The 26,406-nt window shown below is 65.1% G+C and carries 24 protein-coding genes and 1 tRNA gene; 11 read left to right on the plus strand and 14 right to left on the minus strand.

Going from position 1 to position 26,406, the window contains the following annotated elements:
- Positions 1-82 precede the first annotated feature (82 nt).
- The 4 genes from ACODS9_RS07245 to ACODS9_RS07260 all read left to right on the plus strand — a co-directional run bounded on the left by ACODS9_RS07245 (position 83) and on the right by ACODS9_RS07260 (position 2,942).
- Positions 83-691 (plus strand): TPM domain-containing protein, encoded by a 609-nt coding sequence (locus ACODS9_RS07245; RefSeq protein ID WP_046856900.1) that lies wholly within the window; start codon positions 83-85, stop codon positions 689-691.
- A 98-nt stretch (positions 692-789) separates the two neighbouring features.
- The gene (locus ACODS9_RS07250; protein WP_489093592.1) at positions 790-2,010 is read left to right on the plus strand and encodes a class I SAM-dependent methyltransferase; all 1,221 of its coding nucleotides are present in this window, start codon (positions 790-792) and stop codon (positions 2,008-2,010) included.
- A 165-nt stretch (positions 2,011-2,175) separates the two neighbouring features.
- Positions 2,176-2,448, plus strand: coding sequence for a hypothetical protein (locus tag ACODS9_RS07255; protein WP_367856951.1), 273 nt, complete (start codon positions 2,176-2,178; stop codon positions 2,446-2,448).
- A complete protein-coding gene (locus ACODS9_RS07260; protein ID WP_401104535.1) occupies positions 2,448-2,942 on the plus strand; it encodes a helix-turn-helix transcriptional regulator in 495 nt (164 codons plus the stop codon). Before ACODS9_RS07255 ends, ACODS9_RS07260 begins: the two co-directional genes overlap by 1 nt.
- A gap of 33 nt (positions 2,943-2,975) precedes the next feature.
- On the opposite strand, the gene ACODS9_RS07265 is transcribed toward ACODS9_RS07260, so the two are convergent.
- The 4 genes from ACODS9_RS07265 to ACODS9_RS07280 all read right to left on the minus strand — a co-directional run bounded on the left by ACODS9_RS07265 (position 2,976) and on the right by ACODS9_RS07280 (position 8,207).
- A complete protein-coding gene (locus ACODS9_RS07265; protein ID WP_489093593.1) occupies positions 2,976-5,528 on the minus strand; it encodes a TonB-dependent receptor in 2,553 nt (850 codons plus the stop codon).
- A 119-nt stretch (positions 5,529-5,647) separates the two neighbouring features.
- Complete coding sequence (locus ACODS9_RS07270) at positions 5,648-6,595, minus strand: FecR family protein (protein WP_489093594.1); 948 nt, start codon at positions 6,593-6,595, stop codon at positions 5,648-5,650.
- Positions 6,592-7,113, minus strand: coding sequence for an RNA polymerase sigma factor (locus ACODS9_RS07275; protein WP_046856895.1), 522 nt, complete (start codon positions 7,111-7,113; stop codon positions 6,592-6,594). Before ACODS9_RS07275 ends, ACODS9_RS07270 begins: the two co-directional genes overlap by 4 nt.
- 77 nt (positions 7,114-7,190) lie before the next feature.
- Positions 7,191-8,207: a DUF4917 family protein gene (locus ACODS9_RS07280; protein WP_489093595.1), complete on the minus strand. Its 1,017-nt coding sequence runs from the start codon at positions 8,205-8,207 to the stop codon at positions 7,191-7,193.
- A 142-nt stretch (positions 8,208-8,349) separates the two neighbouring features.
- On the opposite strand from ACODS9_RS07280, the gene ACODS9_RS07285 reads away from it, so the two are divergent.
- The 5 genes from ACODS9_RS07285 (at position 8,350) to ACODS9_RS07305 (ending at position 15,025) form a co-directional block, all read left to right on the plus strand.
- Positions 8,350-9,408, plus strand: a complete 1,059-nt coding sequence (locus ACODS9_RS07285; protein WP_489093596.1) for a glycerophosphodiester phosphodiesterase family protein — start codon at positions 8,350-8,352, stop codon at positions 9,406-9,408.
- Positions 9,409-9,491: 83 nt separating this feature from the next.
- The gene (locus ACODS9_RS07290; protein WP_401104520.1) at positions 9,492-10,025 is read left to right on the plus strand and encodes an RNA polymerase sigma factor; all 534 of its coding nucleotides are present in this window, start codon (positions 9,492-9,494) and stop codon (positions 10,023-10,025) included.
- On the plus strand, positions 10,018-10,980 hold the full coding sequence (locus tag ACODS9_RS07295; protein ID WP_489093597.1) for a FecR family protein: 963 nt from the start codon (positions 10,018-10,020) through the stop codon (positions 10,978-10,980). The genes ACODS9_RS07290 and ACODS9_RS07295 overlap by 8 nt, the downstream gene beginning before the upstream one ends.
- 78 nt (positions 10,981-11,058) lie before the next feature.
- On the plus strand, positions 11,059-13,422 hold the full coding sequence (locus ACODS9_RS07300) for a TonB-dependent siderophore receptor (RefSeq protein ID WP_489093598.1): 2,364 nt from the start codon (positions 11,059-11,061) through the stop codon (positions 13,420-13,422).
- A 7-nt stretch (positions 13,423-13,429) separates the two neighbouring features.
- Entirely contained in the window at positions 13,430-15,025 is a 1,596-nt protein-coding gene (locus ACODS9_RS07305) for an alpha/beta hydrolase (RefSeq protein WP_489093599.1), read from the plus strand.
- Between the two features lie 39 nt (positions 15,026-15,064).
- Here the strand turns inward: ACODS9_RS07305 and nadS are convergent, their stop codons facing one another.
- From nadS to ACODS9_RS07340, 7 genes are all read right to left on the minus strand, one after another.
- Positions 15,065-15,352, minus strand: a complete 288-nt coding sequence (nadS, locus tag ACODS9_RS07310; protein ID WP_489093600.1) for a NadS family protein — start codon at positions 15,350-15,352, stop codon at positions 15,065-15,067.
- A 107-nt stretch (positions 15,353-15,459) separates the two neighbouring features.
- Positions 15,460-17,160: a SulP family inorganic anion transporter gene (locus ACODS9_RS07315; protein WP_489093601.1), complete on the minus strand. Its 1,701-nt coding sequence runs from the start codon at positions 17,158-17,160 to the stop codon at positions 15,460-15,462.
- A 188-nt stretch (positions 17,161-17,348) separates the two neighbouring features.
- Positions 17,349-17,422: transfer RNA gene (locus ACODS9_RS07320), tRNA-Gly, on the minus strand.
- Positions 17,423-17,538: 116 nt separating this feature from the next.
- Positions 17,539-18,423 carry an alpha/beta fold hydrolase gene (locus tag ACODS9_RS07325; RefSeq protein WP_489093602.1) on the minus strand — a complete coding sequence of 295 codons (885 nt, stop codon included), beginning with the start codon at positions 18,421-18,423 and terminating at the stop codon, positions 17,539-17,541.
- A 378-nt stretch (positions 18,424-18,801) separates the two neighbouring features.
- Positions 18,802-19,494 (minus strand): pseudouridine synthase, encoded by a 693-nt coding sequence (locus tag ACODS9_RS07330; RefSeq protein WP_401104505.1) that lies wholly within the window; start codon positions 19,492-19,494, stop codon positions 18,802-18,804.
- A 32-nt stretch (positions 19,495-19,526) separates the two neighbouring features.
- Entirely contained in the window at positions 19,527-19,748 is a 222-nt protein-coding gene (locus tag ACODS9_RS07335) for a cysteine-rich CWC family protein (RefSeq protein ID WP_489093603.1), read from the minus strand.
- A complete protein-coding gene (locus ACODS9_RS07340; protein ID WP_489093604.1) occupies positions 19,741-21,231 on the minus strand; it encodes a sensor domain-containing diguanylate cyclase in 1,491 nt (496 codons plus the stop codon). The genes ACODS9_RS07335 and ACODS9_RS07340 overlap by 8 nt, the downstream gene beginning before the upstream one ends.
- 212 nt (positions 21,232-21,443) lie before the next feature.
- Here ACODS9_RS07340 and ACODS9_RS07345 point away from each other — a divergent pair, with 212 nt between their 5' ends.
- On the plus strand, positions 21,444-21,881 hold the full coding sequence (locus tag ACODS9_RS07345) for a hypothetical protein (protein ID WP_038705534.1): 438 nt from the start codon (positions 21,444-21,446) through the stop codon (positions 21,879-21,881).
- 27 nt (positions 21,882-21,908) lie between these two features.
- Here the strand turns inward: ACODS9_RS07345 and ACODS9_RS07350 are convergent, their stop codons facing one another.
- Positions 21,909-23,015, minus strand: coding sequence for an enoyl-CoA hydratase/isomerase family protein (locus tag ACODS9_RS07350; protein WP_401104496.1), 1,107 nt, complete (start codon positions 23,013-23,015; stop codon positions 21,909-21,911).
- A gap of 128 nt (positions 23,016-23,143) precedes the next feature.
- Between ACODS9_RS07350 and ung the strand changes: the two genes are divergently transcribed.
- Positions 23,144-23,836 (plus strand): uracil-DNA glycosylase, encoded by a 693-nt coding sequence (gene ung, locus ACODS9_RS07355; RefSeq protein ID WP_401104494.1) that lies wholly within the window; start codon positions 23,144-23,146, stop codon positions 23,834-23,836.
- Between the two features lie 34 nt (positions 23,837-23,870).
- Here ung and ACODS9_RS07360 read toward each other — a convergent pair whose 3' ends face one another.
- Both ACODS9_RS07360 and ACODS9_RS07365 read right to left on the minus strand, forming a co-directional pair.
- Positions 23,871-24,896: an AbrB family transcriptional regulator gene (locus ACODS9_RS07360; RefSeq protein WP_313047668.1), complete on the minus strand. Its 1,026-nt coding sequence runs from the start codon at positions 24,894-24,896 to the stop codon at positions 23,871-23,873.
- Positions 24,889-26,403, minus strand: coding sequence for a tripartite tricarboxylate transporter permease (locus ACODS9_RS07365; protein ID WP_046856877.1), 1,515 nt, complete (start codon positions 26,401-26,403; stop codon positions 24,889-24,891). The genes ACODS9_RS07360 and ACODS9_RS07365 overlap by 8 nt, the downstream gene beginning before the upstream one ends.
- Between the last annotated feature and the right edge of the window lie 3 nt (positions 26,404-26,406).

Below are 26,406 nucleotides of genomic sequence, written 5' to 3' on the forward strand. Positions count from 1 at the left end.
TATATGAAGCACTTGTTGAGATACACTCTCGCCCACCCGATTGCCGGGATAACAACGATAAGAACGCTCGAGAGACGATGGCATGACCGAATACGAACAGCGCCAGATCGCCGAGGCGATAGCCCGCGCCGAGCGGCGCACCGATGCGGAGCTTGTGACCGTGCTGGCCCGCCGCGCCGATGACTTCCCCTATCTGCCATTGCTCTGGGCCGCCCTGCTGGCGTTGCTGGTACCTGGCGTGTTGCACCTGTGGTTGGGTGGTATCGGCGTCAATGGCCTGTTGCTGGCGCAGATGCTGACCTTCATCAGCCTGTGCCTGGTGTTGCGCCACCCGCGCCTGGCCGCCTGGGTGGTGCCGTCGATGTTGCGCCGTCGGCGCGCTTCGGGCCTGGCCCGCCAGCAGTTTCTCGAACTCAACCTGCAGCGTACCGCCGGGGCCACGGGCGTGCTGATCTTCGTCAGCGAAGCCGAACGCCATGTCGAGATCCTGGTCGATGAGGGCATCGCCCGGCACCTGCCCGAGCAGGCGCGTGAGGCGATCGTCGCCCGTTTCACCGACCAGGTGCGCCAGGGCCATACCTTGCAGGGCTTCGTCGAATGCATCGAGGCCTGCGGCGAGCTGCTCAGCGAACATGTCCCCCCGACCCATGCGCGCAACGAACTGCCCAACCGCCTGGTGATTCTCGACTGACCGTTGGCGAGCAAGGGTATGTTTCGCCTGGGGCATCATCGACGTAGAATGCCCGGCATTGCGCATCGCGCTCCCCGCATTTCGAGGCACCCGTTCCCATGTCTTCCCCTTCCTCCGCCCCTGGCGCGCCGGACGCGCGCGCCCAGTTCCTGAGCCTGCTCGCCGATGCCCTGGGCGACGGCAGCCTGAGCAAGCTGGTGCTGGCGCGCCATGTCGGCGCCGACCAGACCCTGCAGCGGATCATCGCCAAGCCGGTGCAGATCAAGGGCCAGGTCTGCCTGTCGTTGGTCTACCGCCACCAGACTCGCGATATCACCCGAAACCTGGGGTTGGACGAGGCGCAGACGCTGGTGGCCGAACTGCTGCCCGAGGGTTTTCGCAACGCGCACCTGTTCACCGCTGCCGGCGAGGTGCAACTGGAGTTCAGCAAGAAGGGCAAGCCGATGCTGCGCCGGCACTTGGCCCAGCAGGCGCCCCGCGAGGGGGGCACGGCTGGCCATGATCGGCAGAAGAAGCGTTATCTGGAGCTGTCGCGGCCGTTCCTGCGCGACCTGGGGGTGACCGATGCGCAGGGCGCGCTGATTCCGTCCATGTCGCGCAAATGGAAGCAGATCAACAAGTTCATCGAGGTCTTCGACCATGCCTTGAGCGACGCGCCCGTGGACGCCCAACAGAGCCTGAAGGTTGCCGACTTCGGTTCGGGCAAGGGCTACCTGACCTTTGCCATGCACGACTACCTGCGCAACACCCTCGCCCGTGAGGCGCAGGTCACTGGTGTCGAGCTACGCCCGGACATGGTCGAGTTGTGCAATGTCGCCGCCGCGCGCCTGGAGCATCCGGGCCTGGTGTTCGAATGCGGCGATGTGCGCAGCGTTGTGCCTGAGGCCATCGATGTGATGATCGCCTTGCATGCCTGCGATATCGCCACCGACTACGCCATCCACACCGGCATTCGCTGCAACGCCGCGATCATCATGTGCTCGCCGTGCTGCCACAAGCAGATCCGCCCGCAGTTGCACAGCCCGGGGTTGTTGCAACCGATGCTGCAGTACGGGTTGCACCTGGGCCAGCAGGCCGAGATGCTCACCGACAGCCTGCGCGCCCTTTACCTGGAAGCTTGCGGTTACGAGACCAAGGTGTTCGAGTTCATCTCGCTCGAGCACACCAACAAGAACAAGATGATCCTTGCGGTCAAGCGCCGTCAGCCCCAGGACAATGCGGGTCTGCTGGAGAAAATCGCCGAGCTCAAGGCGTTTTATGGGGTGCGCGAGCATTGCCTGGAGACGTTGCTGCAGGCGGATGGCCTGATCGCTGGGTGATCGACCTACAGCACTTTTACAAATTCGGTTAGGTCGTTTCCTAAGCGACCTGTTGAGCCCGTTGCATCCCTCTTGGCACCTAGTCTGGCTTGTGATCACGCCTGTCGGCGTTGCGTGGTTGTCACTTGACAACCGTGTTCTCATGTCCATACTGGAGCTCAACCGATGGTCCGTCCCCTCCATCCAAACAAGGAAGTCGAACAGTCCCTGACGCACGCCGAGGCGCGGGGCTGGAAAGTCACGGTGCGAGGAGGCCATTGCTGGGGTCGGATCTATTGCCCTAACAATGACCGCGAATGCCGCTGCGGCGAGTTCTGCATCACCAGCGTGTGGAGCACGCCCAGAAACCCGGGCACCTTCGCCCGCCAGTTACGCCGGATCGTGGACAACTGTACGTCGACAAGCGCGATAGCCAATCAGTCAGTGGAGCGAAAGTGATGGAGTACGAGTTCACCCTCAAATACCAATTGACCGACGACATGGACGTCGATGCGCTGATCGAGCGCCTGGGGAAGGCCGGTTGCGATGATGCAGTGGTCGGTAGCGGCCAACCGGGCCGTCTGGCCCTTGCTTTCGTCCGCGAGGGCGGCACGGCGCGAGAGGCACTGCACAGCGCCCTGGCTGATGTGCGGCAAGTGTTGCCGGATGCCCGGCTGATCGAGGCCAGCCCCGACCTGGTCGGCCTGACCGATGTGGCGGAGCTGGTGGGGGTTTCCCGGCAGAACATGCGCAAGCTCATGCTCACCCATCACCGCAGCTTCCCGGCCCCGGTACATGACGGCACGCTCTCGCTCTGGCACCTCGCCCACATCCTGTCGTGGATGCAGGCGCGCGGCACGCATGCCGTTGCCCAGGCAGTCCATGAGCTGGCCATCGTGGCGATGCAGGTGAATGTCGCCAGGGCCCAGGAGCGGGTGGCGAACGGCAGGTGATGCACTCCGTTGCATCATTGCCTGCCAGCGGGCTCAGAAGAACCGGGTCACGCTGATCTTGGCATTGCGTCCCTGGGTAAAGGCATTCTCGCCCGACAGCTCCGGCCGGATGGCCTTGTTGAACAGGTTGTCCACGGTCAGGTTGACCTCGGTGCCCTTGAGGTAGGGTTGCTGCGGTTTCCAGTTGGCGAACAGGCCGTGGATCTGGTACTTCTCGTTGCCGAAGTTGTCGTAGTAACGGTCACCGAGCGCACTCGCGGGGCCCTCGAAGTACTTGTCGCTGGGCAGGTGGTGGGTGGCGCCGACGAACTGCGCGGTCCAGCCGACCCGGGCGTCCCAGGCCGGGATCTTCACGCCAAGGGTGGTGATCCATTTCGGTGCCGGTACATCCTTGGCCCAGACATCCGGCCCCCAGGGGTTGGTGTACGCGCCCTCGTGGCGACCTTCCATCCACGAGTACGACAGTGCGCCGAACAGATAGGTGGAATCGTAGAAGGTTTCGATCTCGAAGCCTTTGTAGACCACCTCGCCGATGTTTCGGTAGTTGCCCATCAGCCCGCCACCGCAGGTATCGGCGATGTTGCCGCCGGTGACCAACTGCTCCTGGCAGCCAACGCCGGTGGCCTTGAAGATTTCATCGGTGACCTTGTTGCGAAACAGCGTGGTGCGCACCTGCGCGCTGTCGCCCTGGGCGAAAACATCGGAGAAGCTGCTGATGCTGCCTGCGCGCAAGCCGGTGATACGTTCGGGGTCGAGGTTGCGGCTGGTGGCGGTGCGGCTGCCGATTCCCTGCACTTCGAACTGCTCGTCCAGAACCGGCGCGCGCCAGGTCTTGCTGTAGTCGGCGTACAGTGCGGTCTGTTCGGTCATCTTCCAGTACAGCGACAGGCGTGGCGACCAGCCGGTGTAGGTCTTGGCGCTGTAGTCGTGGCCGGCTGCCGGGTTGTTGTAGTAGGGCGCCTGGTTGGGCTTGCCTTCGTTGGTGACGTGGTCATAGCGCAACGACGGCGTGATGGTCAGATCGCCCAGGGTGATGGCGTCCTGCAGGTAGTAGCCCTGGCTGTCGACCTGGCCGCTGGGCATGAAGTACGGCTGGTAGTGGCCATAGTTGTAGCGAGGAATCTCGTAGCTCTTGCCGGGCATCCACATCTGGGTGTCGCGGTCATGGCGACGGATCTGCACGCCGGCAGTGAGTGCGTGCTCCAGCGGGCCGGTGAGGAAGGTGCTGATGTTGCGTACGTCGAGCATGCGGTCCTGGTATTCGGTATCCATCTGCCGCCCGCCGGTGGAAGGCTGGGTCACCGCGTTGGCATTGCGCTTGTCGGTCTGTTTGGTGTCAGACTCGGAATATTTGACCTGCAGATCGACCCACGGGTTTTCGATGGGCTGGTACTTGTAGGTGGTCGACCACGTGGTGTCGATAGTCGTGCGGTGGGCCAGGAAGCGCTTGAGGGCGTCGGCATAACCATACTTCTTGATGTCCGCCGCCGAGGGTGGCGACGAGAAGGCCGTGGCGGCGAAGGTGGCCCAACGCTCGCTTTCCGAGCGCGACCAGGAAAACCCCAGGCTGTGCTCGTCGGTGAAATGGATATTGGTCTTGAGCAGCGTGCCTTCCAGGTCCAGAGCACTATTGGGCAGGCGCTGTGGATTGATTGGCCACTGGTTGGTCGGGTCGGGCAAGCGGTCGGCCATCTTCAGGTCGCCGCCATCGCGCTTGGTGAAGTACGCCAGGCCATCGATGCGGCCGTCATCGGTGCGGCCAAACACGGCCGAGCTGTAGACTTGCTGATGGTCGTTGCTGCCGTAGCCGTACTTGAGCATGGCACCGCTGTTGCGGCCCTCCTGCAGCAGGTCGGTGGCATCCTTGGTTTCCATGTGCACGCTGCCGCCCAGGCCGCCGTTACCGGTCTTGACCGAGTGCGGGCCTTTCTCGACCTCGATGTACTTGATCAGCTCGGGTTCGATGAAGATAGTGCCTTGCTGGTAGCGTTCGAAACCGCTCTTGGGCGCGCCGTCGACGGTCATCGGCACGTCCTCGGCATCGCCCATGCCCCAGATGTTGATGGTCTGGCCGCCTGGCTTGGAGGAACCGCCCATGTTCACGCCAGGCAGGGTGGCCAGCACGCTGGGGATGTTGCTGGGCTGGTAGCGGTCGATCTGCTCCTGGTTGAGGGTCGAGCGGCCGACGTTGCTGGCATCGACCTGCTGCCCGTCACCAACGATGCTCACGGCACCGAGTTGCAGGCTGTTGTCGGCAGTCGGGTCGTCCTCGCGCAGGCGTACCACATAGGTGTTGCCCATGCGCACCACGCTGAAGCGGCTGCCCACCAGCAGGCGGCTGATGGCCGCTTCGGCTTCGAAGTCGCCCTTGAGCGCCGGAGCCTGGGCACTGCCGAGCAGGGCCTCGTCGAACAGCAGCTGGACCTTGGCCTGCTGGGCCAGTTGGCTCAGCGAGCGCGCCAGCGGTTGCGCCGGCAGGTCGAACGGTACCGGTGCGGCTTCGGCGGCCAGGCTCATGGCCAGGCACAGGGCCAGCAATGTGGGTCGGACAGGCAGGCAGTGCAATGGACGCAACGCGGACAACATGGTTTCCCCCAAACGGCAAAAGGCCGGAAAAAGCCCGCCATCACGCGGCAGGCGGGGAGGAAGACGCGATGTTGCGACAAAACCTCACCTGCGAATGATAAAAATTCTCAAATTATTTTTTAGCGTCGTTCGATGCGCAGGCGGCCGTCGGCCAGCAAGGTAGTCTTGACCGGCAGCAGGGCGGGCAGGGCATTGAGCAGGGCGTCCGGGTCGTGGACGTCGAGGTTGCCGGACACCTTGTAGCGGCCAAGCGTCGGGTCGGCCAGCACCACCGGCTGCTGGCGATACAGGCCGAGCTCGTCGATCAGGCTGGCCAGTTCGCGGTTGCGAAAGCTCACCTGGCCCTCGCGCCAGTCGGCCACCTGTTGTTCGCCCAGTTCACGGCGGGTCAGGGTGCCGCGTGCCAGGTCGTAGGTGGCGCCTTGGCGGGCACCGAGCAACAACGGCGGTTGTCGTTCACCGGGCGTGTCGAACGCTACCTGGCCGTGGGCGACCGCCACCACCAGTTCGCGGTCGCCCCGGCGCACATCGAAGCCGGTGCCGACCACGCGCACGCGGCCGCTGCCCGCATCGACGAACAGCGGTCGCTCCTTGTCGGGTGCCACCTCGATATACAGCTGGCCATGTTCGAGCTGGATCAGTCGCTGTTCGGCGCTGAAGTCCAGGCGCAGGCGGGTCTGGGCGTTGACATGCAGCTGGCTGCCATCGGGCAGTTGCAGCACCTGCACGGCCTGGCTGGCGCTGATGCGTTGGCTGAAGGCTTCGCTGCCCGCGCCCAGGTTGCCGGCCAGCACCGCGCAGAGCAGGGCCGCCGCCGTTGCCAGGGCCGGGCGCCAGCGTGGCGCGCGGCGTACCGGCAAGGGCACGGGGCGATTGGCTTGCTTGAGTGCAGCCAGGTCATCCCACAGCTGTTCGAACTGGCGATAGGCGCGGGTGTGCTCGGGCGTCTGCATCCACCGGGCGAACGCCTTGCGGTCTTGCCGTGAAGGCTGGTTGCGGTTGCGGCTGAACCAGCTCGCCGCCTGGGCGTCGATCGGGCGCGGGTCGAGCTCGTCGGTGGGGGTCATGGGAACTGCTCCGTGCCGTTGTCACTGTCCAGGCGTTGCTTGCATTGCAGCAGGGCGGCGGCGATGTGCTTTTCGACCATGCTGACGGAAATGTTCATGCGTTCGGCGATCTGGGCCTGGGTCAGGCCTTCGAAACGGTGCAGCATAAGGGCTTCGCGGCGTCGCGGCGAGAGTTCTGCAAGCACTTGGCGCAATTGATTCAGCCGTTGCTGCTGCTGGGCGTGGTCCAGCGGGTCGTTGGCCGGCGCGCTCTGCTGCTCGGGCAGGGTGTCGTCGGCCAGCGCCGCATGGCGCACTTTCTGCCTGCGCCAATGGTCGCTCAGCAGGTTGCGCGCCACCTGGAACAGGAACGCGCGCGGCTGCTCCACCTTGGCCCGATCCCGGTAACCCAGCCATTGGGCGAAGACATCCTGGGTCATGTCCGCGGCGTCACTGGCATTGTCCATGCGCTTGCGCAGGAAATGCAGGATGTCGGCATAGAAACCGTGGGCGACGGGGTCGGGTTTGGGGCGCTGCATGCACGCTTTCCGGGGCTGGCGGAGAGGAAAGGGTGCGGATCTTATCGAGAATTATTTACATTTGCAAAGTGTGCGGCTCAGCGCCGTCGATCCTGTGCGGCTGGAACGGGGATGGCCAGTTCAGCCAAGCCCAGGGGGTGGCTGGAAGCATCGAAAAAGTGCAGCGGAACCTGCGAAAGATCGCCAAAGCGATCAATGAAGTGCTGCTTCTGATTGATGACCGATGCCTCGCTCAGTGGCCGGATCGCAATGGCCAGGTGCCTGGGCCGCGCCTGGCGAATGGCGTCGAGCAGGTGCTGGTCGCTGGCGTCCAGGTGCTGGCCGAACAAGCATAATCCGTCGTGTTCGCGGGCCAGCTGTCCCAGGCTCCAGGACAGGTAGTCGGAGTTGCGGATGGCGCGCAGCTTGTCTTCGCTGCGGCTTTCGTTGACGAACAACGGTACTTCGCCGGGAATGTTCACGGCGAAGCCTTCGAGCAGTTCGGCCTGTTCCGCGCTGCGTCGGCGGGTACTGCCGTCGGGCAACTTGAGCAGGTGCATGCCGCCGTGCAGGTGGAGGATGCGGATACCGTCGGCCTGGCTGCGGCGTACGTCGAAGAAACCCTGTTCGTCGAACAGGTTGGCGAAACCTTGCGTATCTTCGGCCACGGCCCAGGGCAGGATCAGGTCGTAGTTGCTGGTGTAGATGTTGCGGTACTGGCGCAGTGCCTGGTTGATGGCCGTGCGCGTCGAGCCGGGGAAGCGCGGCCAGGGCAGATGCACGGCACGCACCGCGTGGATCAGCGCTTCCTTGATCGAGTAGTAGCGGTTCAGCGGCGCGGTGGAGTTGATCGCCAGCGCGGCGTTGGCCCGCACCGTGGTGTTCAGGGTGCTGAGCAGCGGCTCGAACAGTTCGCTGCCCAAGGCCTTGAACAGTGCCTGGTCGCTTACCCCCAATGCCTTGTGCCGCACCCGCTGGGCTTCCTCGAACAGCGAGAAGTAGCCGAACGGTTTCCACAGCGCGCGGCTGGCACCATTGCCCAGCAGCAGGGCGGTGCTGGGGTGGCGCTGGTTGAGGTCGGCCCAGGTGGGCAAGTGGGCGTCGAGTGCGGGCATGGGCGGTCCATTGGGTGGGGCGGAAAACGCCGGGGACTTTAGCATGTCATGCAGAGTGTGCGAGGCTTGCGCCTTCAAGGACTGCACCGTTGACCTTGCCGGCGTCTTCCAGAGGCCGGCCCCGATCTGCAAAGGACTACCCATGTACAAGACCCTTCTCCTGGCCACCTTGCTGGCGAGTACCGCGGCCCATGCCACCGACGGCAAGGCCCTCGCCAAGGTCCAGGACATCCCGCATCCGGCCGTGATCGCCCACCGTGGCGCCTCGTTCGACGCTCCCGAGTCCACCACTCCCGCCTACCTGCTGGCCCGCGAACTCGGCGCCGACTACCTGGAAATGGACTTGCAACGCACCCGCGATGGCGTGCTGGTGGTGGTCCATGACGACGTGCTGGCACGCACCAGCGACGTCGCCGAACGTTACCCCGAGCGCAAGGCGAGCCCGATCAGTGCCTTCACCCTGGCCGAACTCAAGGCGCTGGACGCCGGCAGCTGGTTCAACAAGGCCTATCCAGAGCGTGCCCGCGAAGCGTTCAAGGGCCAGCGTATCCTGACCCTGGACGAAGTGATCGATATCGCCGAAGGCAACCCCGAGCGTCACCCGGGCCTGTACATCGAGACCAAGGAGCCGGCGCAGTTTCCCGGTATCGAGCAGGACCTGAAAAAGCGTCTCGAGGCCCGTGGCTGGCTCGACAAGCCGGGCAAGGTGATCTTGCAGACCTTCGATCGCAACAGCCTCAAGCTGCTGCACGAGGCCATGCCGCAGGTGCCGAAGATCCTCTTGCTGTGGGTGGCCAAGGGCAGCATCGAGCCGGCCTCGGGGCAGGACTTCGCCGAGTCCGGTGAGCAGGACAAGTCGGCCTTCTACGCCCGTCAGCAACCCAAGGACCGTGCCGAGTTCCAGCGCTGGCTCGACTATGCCAAGGCCGGCGGTGCCATTGGTACCGGCCCTTCGGCAATCCGCACTCACCTCGGCGAGCAGAGCTACTCCGACCTGATCCAGCCGTGGATGAACCAGGCCAGCCACGACAAGGGGCTGCTGGTGCACGTGTACACCCTCGACGAGGCGGTGGACTTCGACAAGGCGATGAAAGCCGGCGTCGACGGCATCTTCACCAACCGTGCCGGCGAGCTGATGCGATTCTATAAACGACCGATGCCACAGAACGAAGGCCAGTTGCTGCGCAAGCTGGGTTACTGATCGGCAACATGATGCTGGCGATGGCCGAATGACATGTGTGAGAATGATAGGAATTCCTATTAGCGGCCCTCGCCACATCCGCAATGACCTCCCTTTCCAGTTGGCAGGCCCGGCCAGCCCTCCAGGCAGCCGTCGACGACCTGCTTGTCCATTACAGTGATCTGCGCCGCTACCTCTGCGGGCGGCTGCGCAACCCTGACGACGCCGCTGATATCGCCCAATCCAGCTTCGCCCAGGCCTACGCCCATGCGCTCAACGCACCGGTAATCAATGCCCGGGCCTTGCTGTTCCAGGCGGCGCGCAACCTGTGCATCGATCAGTACCGGCGGCGCAGCACCGAACTGGCGGCGCTTGAAGACTGGCTGGCACGGGCTGACTGGCTCAGCCCCAGCGTTGAAGAAATCATGATCGCGCGCGAACAGTTGCAGCACCTGATCGCACGCATTGAACGCATGCCCAAACTGCGCCGCGAGGTGTTTGTGCGCGTGCGTCTGCACGGCCACAGTCACCGTGAAGTGTGTGAGGCCCTGGGGCTGTCGGCCAAGTCGGTCGAGTTGCATATCGCCCGGGCGGTCTTCGACCTGTCCGAGCTGCGCCTGGCGAGCCGTCATGACTGAGCCGGCCGCGCCACGCAAGGTGCAGCAGGCGCTGGTCTACCTGGCGGCGCTGCAAGGGGATGATCCCGAACGCGTGCGCAAGACCCATGGCCTGGCGCAGCGCTGGCGCGGTCGCAGCGCCGAGCATGAACGCGCCTGGCTGGAGGCCGAACAGCGCTGGCAACTGGTTCACCGCCTCGCTCCGCAACTGCGTGGCGCCTTGCAACCGCAGGCTTGTGATGTGGGGCGTCGGCGGGTGCTGCGCCAGGGCGGCGCGCTGGCCTTGCTGGTGGCCGCAGGTGGTTGGCTGGGCTGGATGTACAAGCGTACCGCAGCGTTCGGCCAGGACCTGCAGACGGCCCACGCGCAAGCGCCGCAGGCCTTGGCATTGCCCGATGGCAGCCAGTTGCTGGTGGCGGCCGAAAGCAACCTGCGGGTGCGCTTCGATCACGGCCAGCGTCAGGTCCTGCTGCTGCACGGCAATGTCTTCTTCGATGTGGCTCATGAGCTGTGGCGGCCATTCCTGATCAGTACCCGTCTCGGCGTGGTACAGGTGCTGGGCACTGCGTTCACGGTCAGCGACCGTGGTGGCCAGGTCCAGGTGGCTGTAGCCAGGGGGCGGGTGCAGGTACGCGACCTGCAGGGGGGCGAACAGGTGCTGCAGGCTGGCGAGCGCATCTGCCTGGAGGGCGAAGGGCGGTTGGGCAGCTTGCGCGCCGGTGGCCAGTACGGGCCGGACCAGGCGCACTTGCAGCGCGGTTGGTGGTCGTTCACCGACCAGCCGCTGGTCGAGGTGATTGGCGAACTGAACGCCTATGTCGCGCAGGCCGTGAAGGTCGATCCCGGGCTGGTCAACCTGCGATTGACCGGGAGTTTCCCCAGTGACCGGCCTGAGGTATTGCTCGATGCCTTGCCGGGCATCCTGCCGGTCAGCGTGCAGGCGTTGGGTGGGCAACGTCTGATCGTGCCGCGCTGATCCTCTGAAAAACGTTTGAGGGGTAAACCGTCGCTGCCGCGTCATCAGCTGTGAACCCACCTCCTGCAAGGACTGATCATGTCGCTTTTCACCTCCCGCTTCCCCGGCACACTGCGGCGCCTGGCACTGGCCTGCGCCCTGGGTGGCAGCGGCCTGGCCCTGGCCGATAGCCAGCCGCTGAACCTCGACTTGCCGGGCCAGTCGCTGGAGGCTACGGTACATGCCCTGGCCCATGCCTCGGGAGTGGCGATCGCCGCCGACAGCCGTGTATTGGTCGGGCGCAGCACGCCTGCCTTGCAGGGGCGCTACACCGTGCTGCAGGCGCTGCGCCAGCTGCTGGCCGGCAGCGACCTGGTGGCGGTGGAGGAAAACGGCGTGATCATCCTGCGCGGTCCGGCCGACCAAGGTGCCCTGACCTTGGGGGCGACCACGGTCAACGCCTCTGGCTTCAACAGTGACCTGCCGGAAAGCTACAGTGGCGGCCAGGTGGCCCGCGGCGCGCGCATCGGCATGCTGGGCAATCGCGACCTGATGGACACCCCCTTCAGCGTCACCGCCTACACCGCCAAGACTATCGAGAACCAGCAAAGCGGCACGGTCGGCGCAGTACTGCGCAACGACCCGTCGATCCGCTTCAGCACCGGCGAAGGGCATGCCTACGAGAACTTCATGATCCGCGGCTATGCGCTGGACTCCACCGAGCTGGCGCTGGGTGGCCTGTACGGCCTGGCGCCCGATGGCCATGTGCCGACCGAATTCCTCGAGCGCGTCGAAGTGCTCAAGGGGCCGGGCGCGCTGCTCAATGGCATGGCGCCCAACGGTGGCGTGGGCGGGGTGGTCAACCTGGTGCCCAAGCGCGCCGGCGATACGCCGCTGACCCGGCTGACCAGCAGCTACGTATCCGATGGCTATGTCGCCGAGCATGTCGATGTCGGCCGGCGCTTTGCCGAGGGGCGCTTCGGCATCCGCTTCAATGGGGTCTACGGCAGTGGCGACACCGGTGTCGACGAGCAGTCCAAGGACCGCACCTTGGCGGCGTTGGCGCTGGATTACCGAGGGGACGACTTCAAGCTCGAGCTGGATGCCTACGAAAGCCACGAGAAACTGGAGAACGGCAGCCCGATGATGGCCGGTTTCAGCGGCCTCAATCACGTAACCCGCGCACCCAAGCCAGACACCAACATCCTCGAAGGCATCCACGCCCGGCAGATCAGCAAGGCCGTGGTGGTGCGTGGTGAGTACCAGCTCGATGACAGCTGGACCGCCTACGCCAGCGTCGGTGGTGCCCGCACCCGCTACGATGGCTTCCTCAACGGCACCCGGGTGGTGGTGAACAAGGCCGACGGCACGGCCACGGGGGAAACCTACAACCAGGCCGGCTACACCCACAGTCTTTCCACCGAGGCCGGCCTGCGCGGCAACTTCATGACCGGTCCGGTCAGCCACCAACTGGTGCTCAGCACCACCTTGCTGCACCAGGACATCGGCCGTGCGCCGACGGTCACCGGCGCCAAGTACCCCACCAATATCTACCACCCGGGCAAGGCGATCATTGCGGGTGACCACGGCAGCAGCGACAAGACCGGCGACAACACCCTGTCGAGCTTTGCCGTGGCAGATACCCTGGGCTTCATGGACGAGCGTGTGCTGCTCACCCTCGGCGTGCGTTCCCAGCGCGTGCGGCAGAAGATGAGCAACCCTTCGTACGACGAGCGCAAGCTGACCCCCGCCGTGGGTATCGTGCTCAAGCCCTGGGAGGCGCCGGTATCGCTGTATGCCAACTACATCGAGGGCCTGACCCAGGGTGGCATGGTCACCGACCAGAAGGCCGCCAACTACGGCGAGCAGTTCGCGCCCTATGTCGCCAAGCAGATGGAGGCCGGGGTGAAGTGGGACCTGGGCGACTTCACCCACACGCTGGCGTTGTTCCAGATCGACAAGCCCAGCATGATCTACGACAAGCCCAGCAATCGCTACAACGATGACGGCGAGCAGCGCAACCGTGGCGTGGAGTGGACGATGTTCGGCGAAGTCGTCCCCAGCGTGCGCCTGCTCGGTGGCGTGACCTACACCCGCGCGGTGCTAAGCAAGACCGCCAATGGCGCCATGGACGGCAACACCGCCCGCGGCGTGCCGGCCTGGTCGGCCAACCTCGGCGCCGAGTGGGACCTGCCTGGGATCGAGGGCCTGACCCTGACCGCCCTGGGTATCCACAGCAGCTCCCAGTACCTCGATTCCGCCAACCAGCTGAAGATCCCACAGTGGACCCGCTATGACCTGGGCGCGCGCTATGCGACCAAGGTGCTGAGCAAGGACGTGACCCTGCGCGCCAGCCTGGAGAACGTCGAGAACCGCGCCTACTGGGCCGGTGTGTTCAACGATGGTTATGCGACTGTCAGCGAACCGCGCACGCTCAAACTCTCCGCCAGCGTCGACTTCTGAGGTGAACATGCAGCGATTGAAGCGCTTGGGCGGAGCATGCCTGCTGGCCACGCTCTATTCGAACCTGGCCTTGGCGGGCGCGTACGCCGATCTCGAGGTTGGAAAACCGGTTGCCGGCCAGGTCGGCGCAGCGCATCCGCCAGCCTGGCAAGTGGCGCTCAAGGCCGGGGACCTGGTGCGTGGTCGGCTCGACGGTGACGTCAGCCTGCGCCTGCTGGACGCCGAAGGGCGTCCGTTGCGCCTGCTGATCGACGGCCTGGACCAGCCCCGCGAGTTCCTGTTCGTCGCGGCGCAGGACGGTCGCTACGCGGTGCGCGCCGAACCCCTGGCGATCCGTCCGGCGGCGCGTTTCAGCCTGAGCCTGGAGCAGGTCCTGCCTGCTGGCGAGCAACGTCGTACACCGGCGGCGCTGCTCAGTCCGACCCTGCGCGCCCTGCAGCAGCACCTGGCAACGGGTGGCACCAGCGAAGGCTTCTGGCAGGCCCGTGCCGTTGAGGGAACGCCATTGGTCGAGGCCATTGCTGGGCAACCCGGCAAGCGTTTGGTCACCTTCCTCTGGCGCGGGGCACGGGACAACGTGAGGATGTTCGGTGCCCCCACAGGCAACCACGAACCGCTGTCCCGGCTGGGCGCGAGCGATGTCTGGTTCCACAGTTTCGAGGTACCTGCGACGACCCGCCTGAGTTATCAGATGGCACCGGATGTACCGGTGTCCGACGACCGCCGGGTGATCCTGGCCAGTACCCGGCGCGATCCGTTGAACCCGAATACCTTCGCCGACGGCAGTGGCGACGCCTGGTTGTCGCGCTCACGGCTGGAACTTGCGGGTGCGCCGCCCCAGCCGTGGGTGGCCGAGCGTGCCGGGGTGGCCCGTGGCAGCCTGGAGCGCAGGCGCCTGGCCAGCGAGGTACTGGGCAACGAGCGCGACATCTACCTCTACCGCCCGGCAGGTTGGCGCCCGGGCAAGGCCGACCAGGCCTTGCTGGTGCTGTTCGATGCCCATGCCTATACCCGCCAGGTGCCGACGCCGACGATACTCGACAACCTGATTGCCGACGGCCTGATCCCGCCCACCGCAGCGCTGATCATCGCCAACCCCAGCAGCGAAAGCCGTGAGCGGGAGCTGCCGCCCAACCCACTGTTCGCAAGGTTCATGGCCGAGGAACTGATGCCTTGGGCCAGCCACCAGGGGCTTGCGGCACCGGCCTCGCGCACCGTGGTGGCAGGGTCGAGCTATGGCGGTCTGGCGTCGGCCTACCTGGGCCTCAGGCACCCGGAGTTGTTCGGCAATGTGCTGAGCATGTCCGGTTCCTACTGGTGGCCGATGGCCGCTGACGAATCTGGCTGGCTAACCCGCGAGTACGTCAAGGCACCACGCCAGCCGTTGCGGTTCTACTTGCAGTCGGGTCTGTTCGAAGGGCCGAAAATTCTCGACACCAACCGCCACTTGCGCGATGTGTTGCTGGCCAAAGGGTACCGGGTGGAACAGGTGGAGTTTCCGGCTGGGCATGACTATCTGCAGTGGCGGGGGAGCCTGCCCTGTGGGTTGATCAGCTTGCTTGGGCAGGGGACACAGGCTGTTGCGCGGGCTTGTGTGCCGTAATAGCGAGCCCACGTCCAGTTCAAGGGACGTCGTGCGTGATCAGTGGGAAAGTGCTTTCAGAACGTGGTCAGGATCGTTGTGGATGGCCCTCAACAGGGCTTTGGCGGGCCCTGTAGGTTCTCGACGTCCCTGTTCCCAGTTACGCAAGGTGGCCACCTGCACGTCGATCATCTCGGCAAAGCGTAGCTGTGATAGCCCGGTCGCCTTGCGGATGCTCTTTACCTGGAGGGCGTCGATTTCGAACTGACGGGAGGGAGGGCGTTGACCTTGGATGATCTCATCCATTTGTTCAACGCTTTCCATCAGTTTGTCGAACAGGTTGTTCATATGACTACCGCGCTTCTATTTTAGATTTGATGGCGTTCCCGAAGCCTACTGATCATTGCGTGCGTGGATATGTCATTCGCTTCTGTTAGCAATGTAGTCCCCCTCCCTCAATCCGCAGCAACCTCCCGCCGAGCCCTGTTGCGCCATACCCGATACGCCCGAATCCCCGCCCGTACCGAGCCGAACAGCAGTTTCTCCTCCATCTCCCGCGCCATCCCGGAACGCACCAGCATGCGCAGGAAGGTGCCGCGGGCGCGGGCGATGGCGAAGTGGATGCCCTGGGCGGCGAGGGTGTCGCGCACCTCGCGCAGGGCGGCGATGCCGCTGACGTCGATGCTGGTCACAGCTTCCGCATCGAACAGCACCACCTGGGTTTTCTCCACATTCTGCACGGCTTCGAGCAGGCGCATCTTGAAGTAGTCGGCGTTGAAGAACAGGATCGCATCGTCGAAGCGGTAAACCAGCAGGCCTGGCACGGTGCGGGCATCCTTGTGCTGGCGCACGTCCACCTGGCCCTCGATGCCAGGCACCCAGCCAAGCACGGCGTCGGTGGGCTGGTAGATGCTGTAGAGCAGGCGCAGGATGGCCAGGGTCACGGCGAACACGATGCCCGGCAACACGCCCAGGCCGAGTACGCCGACCGTGGTCAGCAGGCACAGCCAGAACTCGAAGCGGCTGAGCTTGCGGATGGTCTTGAGCGACTTCACGTCGATCAAACCCCAGCCGGCCATGAGCAGCACCGCGCCCAGCGCAGCCTGGGGAATCCAGGCCATTGGCGCGGTGAAGAACAGCAGGATCAAGGCGATCACCAGTGCGGCGATGATGCCCACCAGCTGGCTCTTGCCGCCGACCATGTCGTTGACTGCGGTGCGCGAGTCGGCGCCGCTGATGGCGAAGCCCTGGGAAATACCGGCGGCCAGGTTGCTCACGCCCAGGGCGAGGAACTCATGGTTGGCGTTGATCGCGTAGCCGTGGCGGGCGGCGAAGCTGCGGGCGGTGAGCATGGCGCTGCAGAAACTGATGGTGGCGATACCCAGGGCGTCGCGCAGCAGGCTCTTGGTTTCCGCCAGGGAGCTCTGTGGCCAGGCCAGCTCGGGAATGCCCGCCGGCACCGGGCCGAGGATCGCCACGCCGAAACGGTCCAGGCCGAACAGTCCGGCAAGGGCGGTGAATACCACCACGGTCACCAGCGCCGCCGGCAGCCGCGGATAGCGCCGCGGTAGCCAGATCAGCAGGCCCAGGCCGGCCAGGCCAATGGCCAGCGTCAGCCAGTGGATCTCGCCCAGGCGCTGGAAGAAGTTGATCAGGCTGAGGATGAAACCGTCGCCTTCGATCTTGAAACCCACCACCTTCGACAACTGCCCGGCGAGCAGGCTCAGGCCGATGCCATTGAGGTAGCCGATGAGGATCGGCCGCGAGAAGAAGCTGGCGATAAAGCCGGCTCGCGCCACCCCGGCGGCGATCAGCATCACGCCCACCAGCACGGTGACGATCACCGACAGTTCGGCGATGCGTTGCGGATCGCCCATGGCCAGCGGTGCCACGGCGCCGCCGATCATGGCGCAGGTGGCGGCGTCCGGGCCGACCATCAATTGCCGTGAACTGCCGACCAGGGCATAGACCATCATCGGCAGCACGCAGGCATACAAGCCGTACTGTGGCGGCAGGCCGACGATCTGCGCATAGGCGATGGCGATGGGGATCTGGATCGCGGCCACCGACAGGCCGGCCTGCAGGTCAGCATGGAACCACTCGCGGCGGTAGTGCAGCAGGTTGGCCAGGCCCGGTAGCCAGCGGGAGAGAAACATGCGCAGTCCTTTGGAGGTGTTTCACAAAGCGTAGCGGTCAGGCGCCACGAACGACTGGGCATTCAAGCCAATTGGCGCGGCGATGGCTATGGGCCAGATCAACAAAGGCACGTTGGAAACGAAAAAAGGAGCCGAGGCTCCTTTTGACAGCGACGACGTTATTGGAACGTCGTGCGGGGAATGCGAGATGGAGCGGGTAGAGGGAATCGAACCCTCCTCAATAGCTTGGGAAGCTATAGTTTTACCAATAAACTATACCCGCTTCGAAGCCAGACTTTTTACCAGAACCCTCCTCGAATGAGAAGCCCCAAGCTTGTAAAAAAGCCTGTCGGCGGCCCGTAGCCTGCGGGTGGCGAGGGCTACAGGACGCCGATGCGTTCAGATCGCCAGTGCATGCTGCCCCGGTTCCTGTGTGTAGCGTTGGCGGGATCCACGCAAGGCCGGCTTGAGGAAACCGAGCATGGCATCGCGGGTATCCTCGCAGGCGCTTTTGTGTTCCATGTCCAGGAAGTGGCCGGCACCGCGGATCACGCTGAACTGGCTGCGCCCCACATGGCGGCTGAACTGGCGGGCATCCTCGACGGTGGTGTACTCGTCGCGGTCGCCGTTGATGAACAGCACCGGGATGTCGATGTTGCGCGCGGCCTTCAGCGCCCGCTCCAGGTCGTGGTCGAGCACCTGGTTGATGTGGAAGTGCATCTGCGCGTACTCATGGCTGTCCAGGCTGCTGACGTGCCGGTAGTTGAAGCGCTTGAACAACGACGGCAGGTACTTGCCGATGGTGTCGTTGACCAGGTTGCCCACCTGGTAGCGGTCGCAGGCGGCGAGGTACTGGCAACCGCGGTCCAGGTAGTCGCGCATCGGTTCGTTGATTACCGGTGAGAACGAGCTGACGATGGCCTTCTTCACCAGCCGCGGCTGATGCGCCAGGGCCAGCAGGGTGCAGGCGCCGCCCCAGGAGAACGACATCACGTGATCGGCACGGAAGTGCTCGATCAGTTCGAGCAGGATGTGCGCCTCTGTTTCCTTGGTCAGCAACCGTTCATGGCGGTTGTGGGGTTTCGACTTGCCGGCGTACGGCTGGTCGTACAGCACCACGTTGAACTGCGGGTGCAGGTTGCGCACTGTCTGTGCAAAGGACGCCGTGGTGGCCAACGAGCCATTGATCAGGATGATCGTCTTCTCGGCGCCCTGCGCGCGATGGAACTCCGTGTAAACCCGGTACTGCCCTTGGATATCAAGTACAGCGATTTCTGGCCTCATGTCATCGACTCCTGGCGCAAAAAGGGTATTCGCGTCACCTCGTGGCCTGCGTGGTCGCTTGGCGGGCTGGCGCCGAACCGACCGGAATGGCCATCAGGGTGCACGTGCTTTATGACAGGTAGGCATTCGCCTGGAACTGAAAACCGGTGGGCCCTTGTGTCGATCCTTGACGCTGGTGTCGACGGTATTGTTGTGGCGGGCGATTACCGTGCCCCAGAGCATCGAGACCCCGGGTGGCCGGTAAAGGGCGTCTTGGACTACGGTTGTGACTGTATGGTCACATGCAGACCGACGAGTTAGCAGTCAAGCAGCGCGGGCAGGATCGCGCAAGTGCCGTCGGGACAATCTTTCGTGGGAAACCGCCGAATGGTGATCGGCTCAGACCGAGGCGATTTCCGCGTCGGTCAGCGCCCTGAACTCTCCGGGATGCAATATCGGGTCCAGTGTGATCGACCCCATGCTTTCCCGATGCAGCGCCACCACCTTGTTCTGGAAGTGTCCGAACATCCGCTTCACCTGGTGATAGCGGCCCTCGACGATGGTCAGGCGCGCGCTGCGCGGGCCGAGGATATCCAGCTGTGCGGGCAGGGTGGTGAGGTCTTCGAAGGCGAAGTAGAACCCTTCACGGAACTTGTCGACGTAGTGCGCACCAATCTCGTCCTCGGTGTGCACCAGATAGGTCTTGGGCTGCTTGGTCAGTGGCTGGGTCAGGCGCCGCGACCACTGGCCATCGTTGGTCAGGATCATCAGCCCGGTGGTGTTGTAGTCCAGGCGCCCGGCGATGTGCAGCTCATCGCGCAGCGCCCCCGGCAGCAGGTCGAGCACGGTGCGGTGCTGCGGGTCCTGGGTGGCGCTGACGCAACCGCTGGGCTTGTGCAGCATCAGGTAGCGTGCCGGGCGCCCGGCCTGGTGGACCTGCTCGTCCACTTCGACTCGGCTGAATTCACGCACTTCCAGCAGCGGGTCGGCGGTCGCCATGCCGTCCACGCGCACACGCCCTTGCGCCAGCAGCAGGCGCACTTGCTGGCGGTTGTAGCAGGGCAGGTTGCCGAGGAATCGGTCGAGGCGCATGGTGGGTCGTTTGCGGGAAATCGGCGCGCAGTCTAACGGATAGTGCGCGCCTGCGCTGCCTTGAGCTGCGCGTCCACCTGTGCGCAGCGCGGGCACAGGCAGGCCTTGTTGCGCAGTTCGGCGGGCAGGGCTTCGATGACTGCCGAGTCGATGACCACCTCGAAGCACCAGCAGCCTTGCGTGGCGCTGCGCGGATCGGCCAGGCCGCATTGGTTGAGGGCGCCGCAGGCGGGGCAGCGTTGGGGGTCAGGCATGGTCGGTTCCGGGCATCTCGCTGCAGACGCGGTTGCGTCCACCTTGTTTGGCACGATAGAGGGCGTGGTCGGCGCGGGTCAGCAGATTGTGCAGGCTGTCGCCGCGCTGCAGGGCGGACAGGCCGATGCTCGCGGTCAGGCGCAGTGGCTGGTCGGCATAGCTGAAGGTCAGCTGCTCGGTGCGCCGACGGATCTTCTCCGCCACTTCGATGGCCTGGCGGCCTTCGGCTTCACGCAGCAGCACGATGAACTCCTCGCCGCCCCAGCGGCAAAGTATATCGGACTGGCGCAGGCTGCCCTGCAGCACATTGGCGAACTGGCGCAGCACTTCGTCGCCGGCCAGGTGGCCGTGGGTGTCATTGAGGGCCTTGAAATGATCGAGGTCGATCAGCAGGGCGACCAGCGGCGCGCTGTCGCGCTGGGCCTCGACCAGCGCCTGGCCGGCCAGCAGGTCGAAGCTGCGGCGGTTGGGCAGGCCGGTGAGGCTGTCGAGGGTGGCCAGCGCCTCGGCGTTGTCCTGGTGGCGCTTGACCATGGCGTTGAGCAGCGACAGCACGACCAGGGTGATCATCGCGCAGATCGCCAGGTTCAGGTACAGCGACTGGCGGATGCGCTCCAGGGCGCCGGTCTCGCGCTTGTCCACCAGCAGGTACCAGCCCAGCTCCGGCAGCAGGCGCACGTTGAGGAAGTGGCTGTGGCCGTCGTTGTCGGTGTACTCATGGCTGCCGGTGGTGGGGGTCGGCATGCGCGCCAGCAACGCCTGCCACTGGTTGCTGTCGGCCAGTTGCTGGCCGGCGCGCAAGCCGTGGGGGCCACCGTCGGAGCCGGTCAGCAGGACCTTGCCCTGGGCATCGGTGAACAGCACCGAACGCTGGTACCTGCGTTGATAGTCATCGATCAGGCGCACCACCGACTCCACGCTCAGGCCCACCCCGGCGGCGCCGATAAAGCGTTGCTGGTAGTCGAGCACGCGGTGGTTGATGAACACGGTGAGCTTGTCCTGGTTGGCCATGTCCAGGTCGACATTGATCTCGTAGGGCTTGTTCGACTGGCGCAGGCGGAAGTACCAGGCGTCGCGCCAGGCATCGGGACGTACCTGCTTGAGCACGCCCTTGGCCTGGTAGTAGGTGAGGCTGCGGTCGGAAACGAAGAAGCTGGTGCAGGTGACCTGGCTGCCCATCACTTCGCCGAGGTAGCGGGTGACGCGCGTGGTGTCCTGCTCGCCGCCCAGTACCCAGTCCCGCAGGAAGGTGTCCTGGGCCATCATCGATGAGATCAGCACCGGGCGAATCAGGTCTTTCTGGATTTCCGAATAGACCGTGTCGGAGGTCAGCGGCAGTTCGGTGTTGACGATCCCGTCGCGGATCGCCCCGCGCGAGGCGTAGTAGCTCAACAGCGAGGTGGCCAGGAAGCCGCAGGCCAGCAACAGCAGCAGGGCAAGGATCAGCGAGCGTTGCGAGAACAGGGCAGAGGGCGAAGGCATGATCTTCCCGTGAAGTGTGCCGGTGGCCACATTCTAGTGAGATGACCGAAAAATGACTGCATGTTTTTCAGGGTTATACGACCTGTTTCAATTTGTTGCAGAAATGGCACCGAACCCTGGCGCGACTGTCTTATCCAGTGTCGATGAACGCATTGCCGTCGACGCCCGCCAGCGCCGCTGTGCCGGGCACCCCTGCGGTCCAGGAGGCCGCCATGTACCCACGAATCCTGCTCATCGTCCTGCTCGGACTGCTGACATCCGCCTGCGCCCCTTACTATGCGGACAACGGCTACTACCGCCGTGACTACTACACCAGCGATCGCTACGTTTACCCTGGCTACTACCGCCAGGATCGCTACTATGTGGCGCCGCAGCCACGCTATTACTACCAGCCCGCGCCGCGTTACTACCGGCCCGCACCGGTGCCGCAGTACCGCCCTTATCCGGCGCCCGGCGTGCAGCCGCGCTGGCAAGGCAACCCACGCTACGACTATGGCAACCGCCAGCGCTACGACTATGGACGCGATCGCGACCGCCACGACTATCGCAATGATGATCGGCGAGGTGATCGCTGGCATTCGAATGGGCAGGGCAATCGCGACCGTCGACCAGACGGCGGGCGAGGTGGCGAGCGGGGCTGGTCGCGTTGACCGCGTGCAGACAGGCCCCGCGATGCGTTATCCCAGTTCCGCCAGCGGGTGCCGTCCCTCCCAGACCTTGCTGAAATGTGCCTCCACCACCGCCGCTGGCACCTGCGCCACATCCGGCCAGTGCCAGTGCGGGGTGTTGTCCTTGTCCAGCAGGCGGGCGCGCACCCCTTCGCTGAACTCCGGGTGACGGCAGCAGTTCAGGCTCATCGTGTACTCCATCTGGAACACCTGGGCCAGCGAAAGGTCCCGTGCCCGGCGGATCTGTTCCCACACCAGGTGCGCCGTCAGCGGGCAGCCCTCATGCAGGCGCTGACCCGCCGCCGCCAGCAACGGATCGGCATGCCGGGCCAGGCCGGCCAATGCCCGCCAGGCCGCGACGGGGTCGGCCACGTCGAGCACTTCGTCGATCACGGCCCGACGTGCCAGCCATTGCCCTTCGGGCAGCTCCACGCAGGCACGGTGCTGTTCGGCCTTGAGCAGGCTGTTGAGCTGCAGGGCGGTCTGCTCCTGCCAGTTCAACTGCAGCAGCTCTTCGATCAGCGCCTCCTGCTGATGCTCGCCCAGGAAGCGGTCGGCGAGGCCCAGGTCCAGCGCGTCGCGGGCATTGAGGGGCGCGCCGGTCAGCCCCAGGAACAGGCCAAGCTTGCCGGGCAGGCGAGCCAGGAACCAGCTGGCGCCGACGTCGGGATACAGGCCGATGCTGATCTCGGGCATGGCCAGGCGACTGCTGGGGGTGACGATGCGCACCGCGGCGCCTTGCAGCAGGCCCATGCCGCCGCCCAGCACGTGGCCATGGCCCCAGCACAGCAGGGGCTTGGGGTAGGTGTGCAGGTGATGGTCGAGACGGTACTCACTGGCGAAGAAGGTGGCGGCAAGCGGCGGTACGCTACCGGGGTGTTCGCGGCACGCCTGGACCAGCGCCCGCACGTCGCCGCCGGCACAGAAGGCCTTCGGCCCGTTGCCGCGCAGCAGCACGCAGACGATCCCGGGGTCGCTGGCCCAGGCGCGCAGCCGTTCGTCGAGCACTTCGATCATGGGCAACGTCAGGGCATTGAGCGCCTTGGGCGCGTCAAGGGTGGCGATGCCGATACGGGCGCCGTCGGCGCCGGTCAATACCTCGCATTGAATGGACATGGGCTACCTCGCGCAAATCATCCCCTCAGTATGGCCTGCCGCGCCGAAGCTGCCGGTCGTCGGTCGGATCGATTGACAAGCCGGCCAGGCTTTCCTAGTGTCGCGGCACTTTGCTTTTGGATGCCCCCATGACCGACGATGATCGCATCAAACTCGAGCCCAGCTGGAAAGCCGCGCTGCGTGCCGAGTTCGACCAGCCCTACATGCATCAGCTACGCGAGTTCCTGCGCGGCGAATACGCCGCCGGCAAGGAGATCTACCCGCCCGGGCCGCTGATCTTCAACGCCCTGAACTCCACGCCGCTGGAGCAGGTCAAGGTGGTCATCCTCGGCCAGGACCCGTACCACGGCCCGGGCCAGGCCCATGGCCTGTGTTTCTCGGTGCAGCCTGGCATCGCCACGCCGCCGTCGCTGGTCAATATCTACAAGGAGCTGCAGCGCGACCTCAACCTGCCGATCCCCAGCCACGGCTACCTGCAGAGCTGGGCGGAGCAGGGCGTGTTGCTGCTCAACACCACCATGACCGTGGAGCGGGCCAATGCGGCTTCCCATGCGAAGAAAGGCTGGGAATTCTTCACCGACCGGATCATCCAGGTGGTCAGCGAGCAGTGCCCGAACGTGGTGTTCCTGCTGTGGGGCGCGCATGCGCAGAGCAAGCAGAAGCTGATCGATGCCAGCAAGCACCTGGTGCTCAAGTCGGTGCACCCGTCGCCGTTGTCGGCCTACCGTGGGTTCTTTGGTTGCGGCCATTTCAGCCGCACCAACAGCTTCCTCGAGCAGCGCGGCATGGCGCCGATAGATTGGGCGTTGCCGCCGTTGTGACCTGAAAAGAGGGCCGCGAAGCGGCCCATCTTGCTCAGTGCCTGGCCCACTGCCGGAACAACGGCTCGGCCAGGAACAGCACGAACAGCAAGCGCATCACCTGCAGCGCCGTCACCAGCGGCACCGACAGTTGCAAGGTCTCGGCCGTCAGGCTCATCTCGGCGATGCCCCCGGGCATCATGCCCAGGGTCAGCGAGCGCAGGTCCAGGTGCGTCAGCAGGCTCAGCGCCCAGGCCGCGCCGGCGGCGATCAGCATGCACAACGCCGTGGCCAGCAGGGTGCGCCCCAGGAACGATGGCGCCCGGCGAAAGAACGCCCGGTTGAAGTGGCAGGCCAGGCCACTGCCGATCAACCACTGGCCGATCTGGCTGGCGCCGTTGGGCAGGCCGATCTGCAGGTTACCCGCCAGGCTTATGCCGGCAGCCACCAGCAACGGCCCGAACAGCCAGGGGTTGGGTTGGCGCAGGCGTTGCCACAGCAGTGCCATGAGCACCCCAAGCGGCGCGATCAACGCCAGCCAGCCCCAGCTCACGCTGCCCGCATGGTTCAGCGGTACGCCATCGCCCAGCAGCAGCTTGAACAGCGCCGGTACGCACAGCACCACGGCCAGCACCCGCAGGCTCTGCGCCGCGGCCACCTGGCTGAGCACCGCGCCATTGCGCGCGCCGAGGTTGACCATCTCGCCCGAGCCGCCCGGCATGCTGGCGAAGAACGCCGTCGCCCGGTCTTCACCGGTGCGCCGCAGCAGCCACACGCTGATCACACTGGAGAGGGTGGTGAACAACGCGCCGAAGAAGATCAGCGCGAAGTGGCTGGCCACCTGTTCGATCACCGCCGGGGTGAAGTGCAGGCCGATGCCGATGCCGATGATCCACTGCCCGCACTTGCGGCCATTGGGGATTTCACTGAGCTGCCAGGGGGTCAGGCAGCGCACCAGGATGATCGCCAGCAACGAGCCGACCATCCAGGGCAAGGGCCAGCCGACCTTGCTGGCGGCAAAGCCGCCCGCAAGGCCGACCAGCCCGGTGGCCCAGAACAGTGGCAACGACCGGTCAGGCATCGGCCATGGCCCGGCGCTGCAGGGCACGTTTGCGCCAGATGCGCAGCAGCGGCAGGCTCAGCATGCAGACCACCAGCACCCACACGCCCATGCTGATCGGGCTCGACCAGAGGATGCCCAGCTCGCCATTGGAGATCGACAGCGCGCGGCGCAGGTTCTGCTCCATCAGCCCGCCGAGGATGAAGCCCAGCAGGATCGGCGACAGCGGGAAGTCCAGCTTGCGCAGGATGTAGCCCATGATGCCGATGCCGACCATCAGGAACAGGTCGAAGGTGGTGGCATGCACTGCGTACACGCCGATCGCGGTGATGATCGCGATCACCGGTACCAGTGCCCAGTTCGGCACGGCAAGGATGCGGGTGAAGATGCGGATCATCGGGATGTTCAGGATCACCAGCATGATGTTGGCGATGAACAGCGAGGCGATCAGGCCCCAGACGATGTCTGGTTGCTGTTCGAACAACAGCGGGCCGGGGGTGATGTTGTACAGCGTCAGGGCGCCGATCATCACCGCGGTGGTGCCCGAGCCTGGCACGCCCAGGGTCAGCATCGGCACCAGGGCGCCGCAGCAGGAGGCGCCGATGGCGGTTTCCGGGGCAGCCAGGCCGCGGGCGTCACCCTTGCCGAACTTGCCTTTTTCGCCGGCGATGCGCTTCTCGGTCATGTAGGCCACGGCACTGGCCAGGGTCGCGCCAGCGCCCGGCAGCACGCCCATGAAGAAGCCAAGCAGGCCGCAGCGGATGTTGACGGCGAACACCGACGCCGCTTCCTTGAGGTTGAACAGCATGCGCCCGGTGGCCTTGACCGCCACATGGCCATGGTGGGTCTTCTCCAGCAGCAGCAGGATCTCGCTGATCGAGAACAGCCCCAGCACCAGCACCACGAACTGGATGCCGTCGGCCAGGTGCACGCTGTCACCGGTGAAGCGGTACACGCCGCTGTTGGCGTCGATGCCCACCGCCGAGAGGAACAGGCCGATCAGCGCGGCAATGAACGTCTTCAGTGGTTTGTCGCCGGCCATGCCACCGAGGGCGACGATGGCGAACACCATCAGCACGAAGTATTCCGCCGGACCGAAGGCGATTGCCCATTTCGCCAGTAGCGGGGCGAACAGCACCATGCCGCAGGTGGCGATGAAGGCACCGATGAACGAGCTCCAGGCCGACAGCGACAGGGCCACGCCGGCCAGGCCCTGGCGGGCCATGGGGTAGCCGTCGAGGGTGGTCATCACGGTGGAGGCTTCGCCCGGGATGTTCAGCAGGATCGAACTGATCCGCCCGCCGTACTCGCAGCCCAGGTACACGGCGGCCAGCAGGATCAGCGCCGACTCCGGCGGCAGGCCGAGGGCGAAGGCGATAGGGATCAGCAGGGCGACGCCGTTGATCGGGCCCAGGCCCGGCAGCAGGCCGACCACGGTGCCGATCAGGGTGCCGGTCAGGGCGGTGACCAGGTTGTACGGGCTCAGGGCGACGCCGAAGCCCTGGCCCAGGTAGCTCAAGGTATCCATGTG

It is taken from the genome of Pseudomonas sp. FG36 (genome assembly GCF_057809275.1).

Bases quoted from the DNA above. Each gene is read 5' to 3' on its own strand.
- ACODS9_RS07245 (WP_046856900.1), top strand. From the start codon at position 83: ATGACCGAATACGAACAGCGCCAGATCGCCGAGGCGATAGCCCGCGCC.
- ACODS9_RS07250 (WP_489093592.1), top strand. From the start codon at position 790: ATGTCTTCCCCTTCCTCCGCCCCTGGCGCGCCGGACGCGCGCGCCCAG.
- ACODS9_RS07255 (WP_367856951.1), top strand. From the start codon at position 2,176: ATGGTCCGTCCCCTCCATCCAAACAAGGAAGTCGAACAGTCCCTGACG.
- ACODS9_RS07260 (WP_401104535.1), top strand. From the start codon at position 2,448: ATGGAGTACGAGTTCACCCTCAAATACCAATTGACCGACGACATGGAC.
- ACODS9_RS07265 (WP_489093593.1), bottom strand. From the start codon at position 5,528: ATGTTGTCCGCGTTGCGTCCATTGCACTGCCTGCCTGTCCGACCCACA.
- ACODS9_RS07270 (WP_489093594.1), bottom strand. From the start codon at position 6,595: ATGACCCCCACCGACGAGCTCGACCCGCGCCCGATCGACGCCCAGGCG.
- ACODS9_RS07275 (WP_046856895.1), bottom strand. From the start codon at position 7,113: ATGCAGCGCCCCAAACCCGACCCCGTCGCCCACGGTTTCTATGCCGAC.
- ACODS9_RS07280 (WP_489093595.1), bottom strand. From the start codon at position 8,207: ATGCCCGCACTCGACGCCCACTTGCCCACCTGGGCCGACCTCAACCAG.
- ACODS9_RS07285 (WP_489093596.1), top strand. From the start codon at position 8,350: ATGTACAAGACCCTTCTCCTGGCCACCTTGCTGGCGAGTACCGCGGCC.
- ACODS9_RS07290 (WP_401104520.1), top strand. From the start codon at position 9,492: ATGACCTCCCTTTCCAGTTGGCAGGCCCGGCCAGCCCTCCAGGCAGCC.
- ACODS9_RS07295 (WP_489093597.1), top strand. From the start codon at position 10,018: ATGACTGAGCCGGCCGCGCCACGCAAGGTGCAGCAGGCGCTGGTCTAC.
- ACODS9_RS07300 (WP_489093598.1), top strand. From the start codon at position 11,059: ATGTCGCTTTTCACCTCCCGCTTCCCCGGCACACTGCGGCGCCTGGCA.
- ACODS9_RS07305 (WP_489093599.1), top strand. From the start codon at position 13,430: ATGCAGCGATTGAAGCGCTTGGGCGGAGCATGCCTGCTGGCCACGCTC.
- nadS (WP_489093600.1), bottom strand. From the start codon at position 15,352: ATGAACAACCTGTTCGACAAACTGATGGAAAGCGTTGAACAAATGGAT.
- ACODS9_RS07315 (WP_489093601.1), bottom strand. From the start codon at position 17,160: ATGTTTCTCTCCCGCTGGCTACCGGGCCTGGCCAACCTGCTGCACTAC.
- ACODS9_RS07325 (WP_489093602.1), bottom strand. From the start codon at position 18,423: ATGAGGCCAGAAATCGCTGTACTTGATATCCAAGGGCAGTACCGGGTT.
- ACODS9_RS07330 (WP_401104505.1), bottom strand. From the start codon at position 19,494: ATGCGCCTCGACCGATTCCTCGGCAACCTGCCCTGCTACAACCGCCAG.
- ACODS9_RS07335 (WP_489093603.1), bottom strand. From the start codon at position 19,748: ATGCCTGACCCCCAACGCTGCCCCGCCTGCGGCGCCCTCAACCAATGC.
- ACODS9_RS07340 (WP_489093604.1), bottom strand. From the start codon at position 21,231: ATGCCTTCGCCCTCTGCCCTGTTCTCGCAACGCTCGCTGATCCTTGCC.
- ACODS9_RS07345 (WP_038705534.1), top strand. From the start codon at position 21,444: ATGTACCCACGAATCCTGCTCATCGTCCTGCTCGGACTGCTGACATCC.
- ACODS9_RS07350 (WP_401104496.1), bottom strand. From the start codon at position 23,015: ATGTCCATTCAATGCGAGGTATTGACCGGCGCCGACGGCGCCCGTATC.
- ung (WP_401104494.1), top strand. From the start codon at position 23,144: ATGACCGACGATGATCGCATCAAACTCGAGCCCAGCTGGAAAGCCGCG.
- ACODS9_RS07360 (WP_313047668.1), bottom strand. From the start codon at position 24,896: ATGCCTGACCGGTCGTTGCCACTGTTCTGGGCCACCGGGCTGGTCGGC.
- ACODS9_RS07365 (WP_046856877.1), bottom strand. From the start codon at position 26,403: ATGGATACCTTGAGCTACCTGGGCCAGGGCTTCGGCGTCGCCCTGAGC.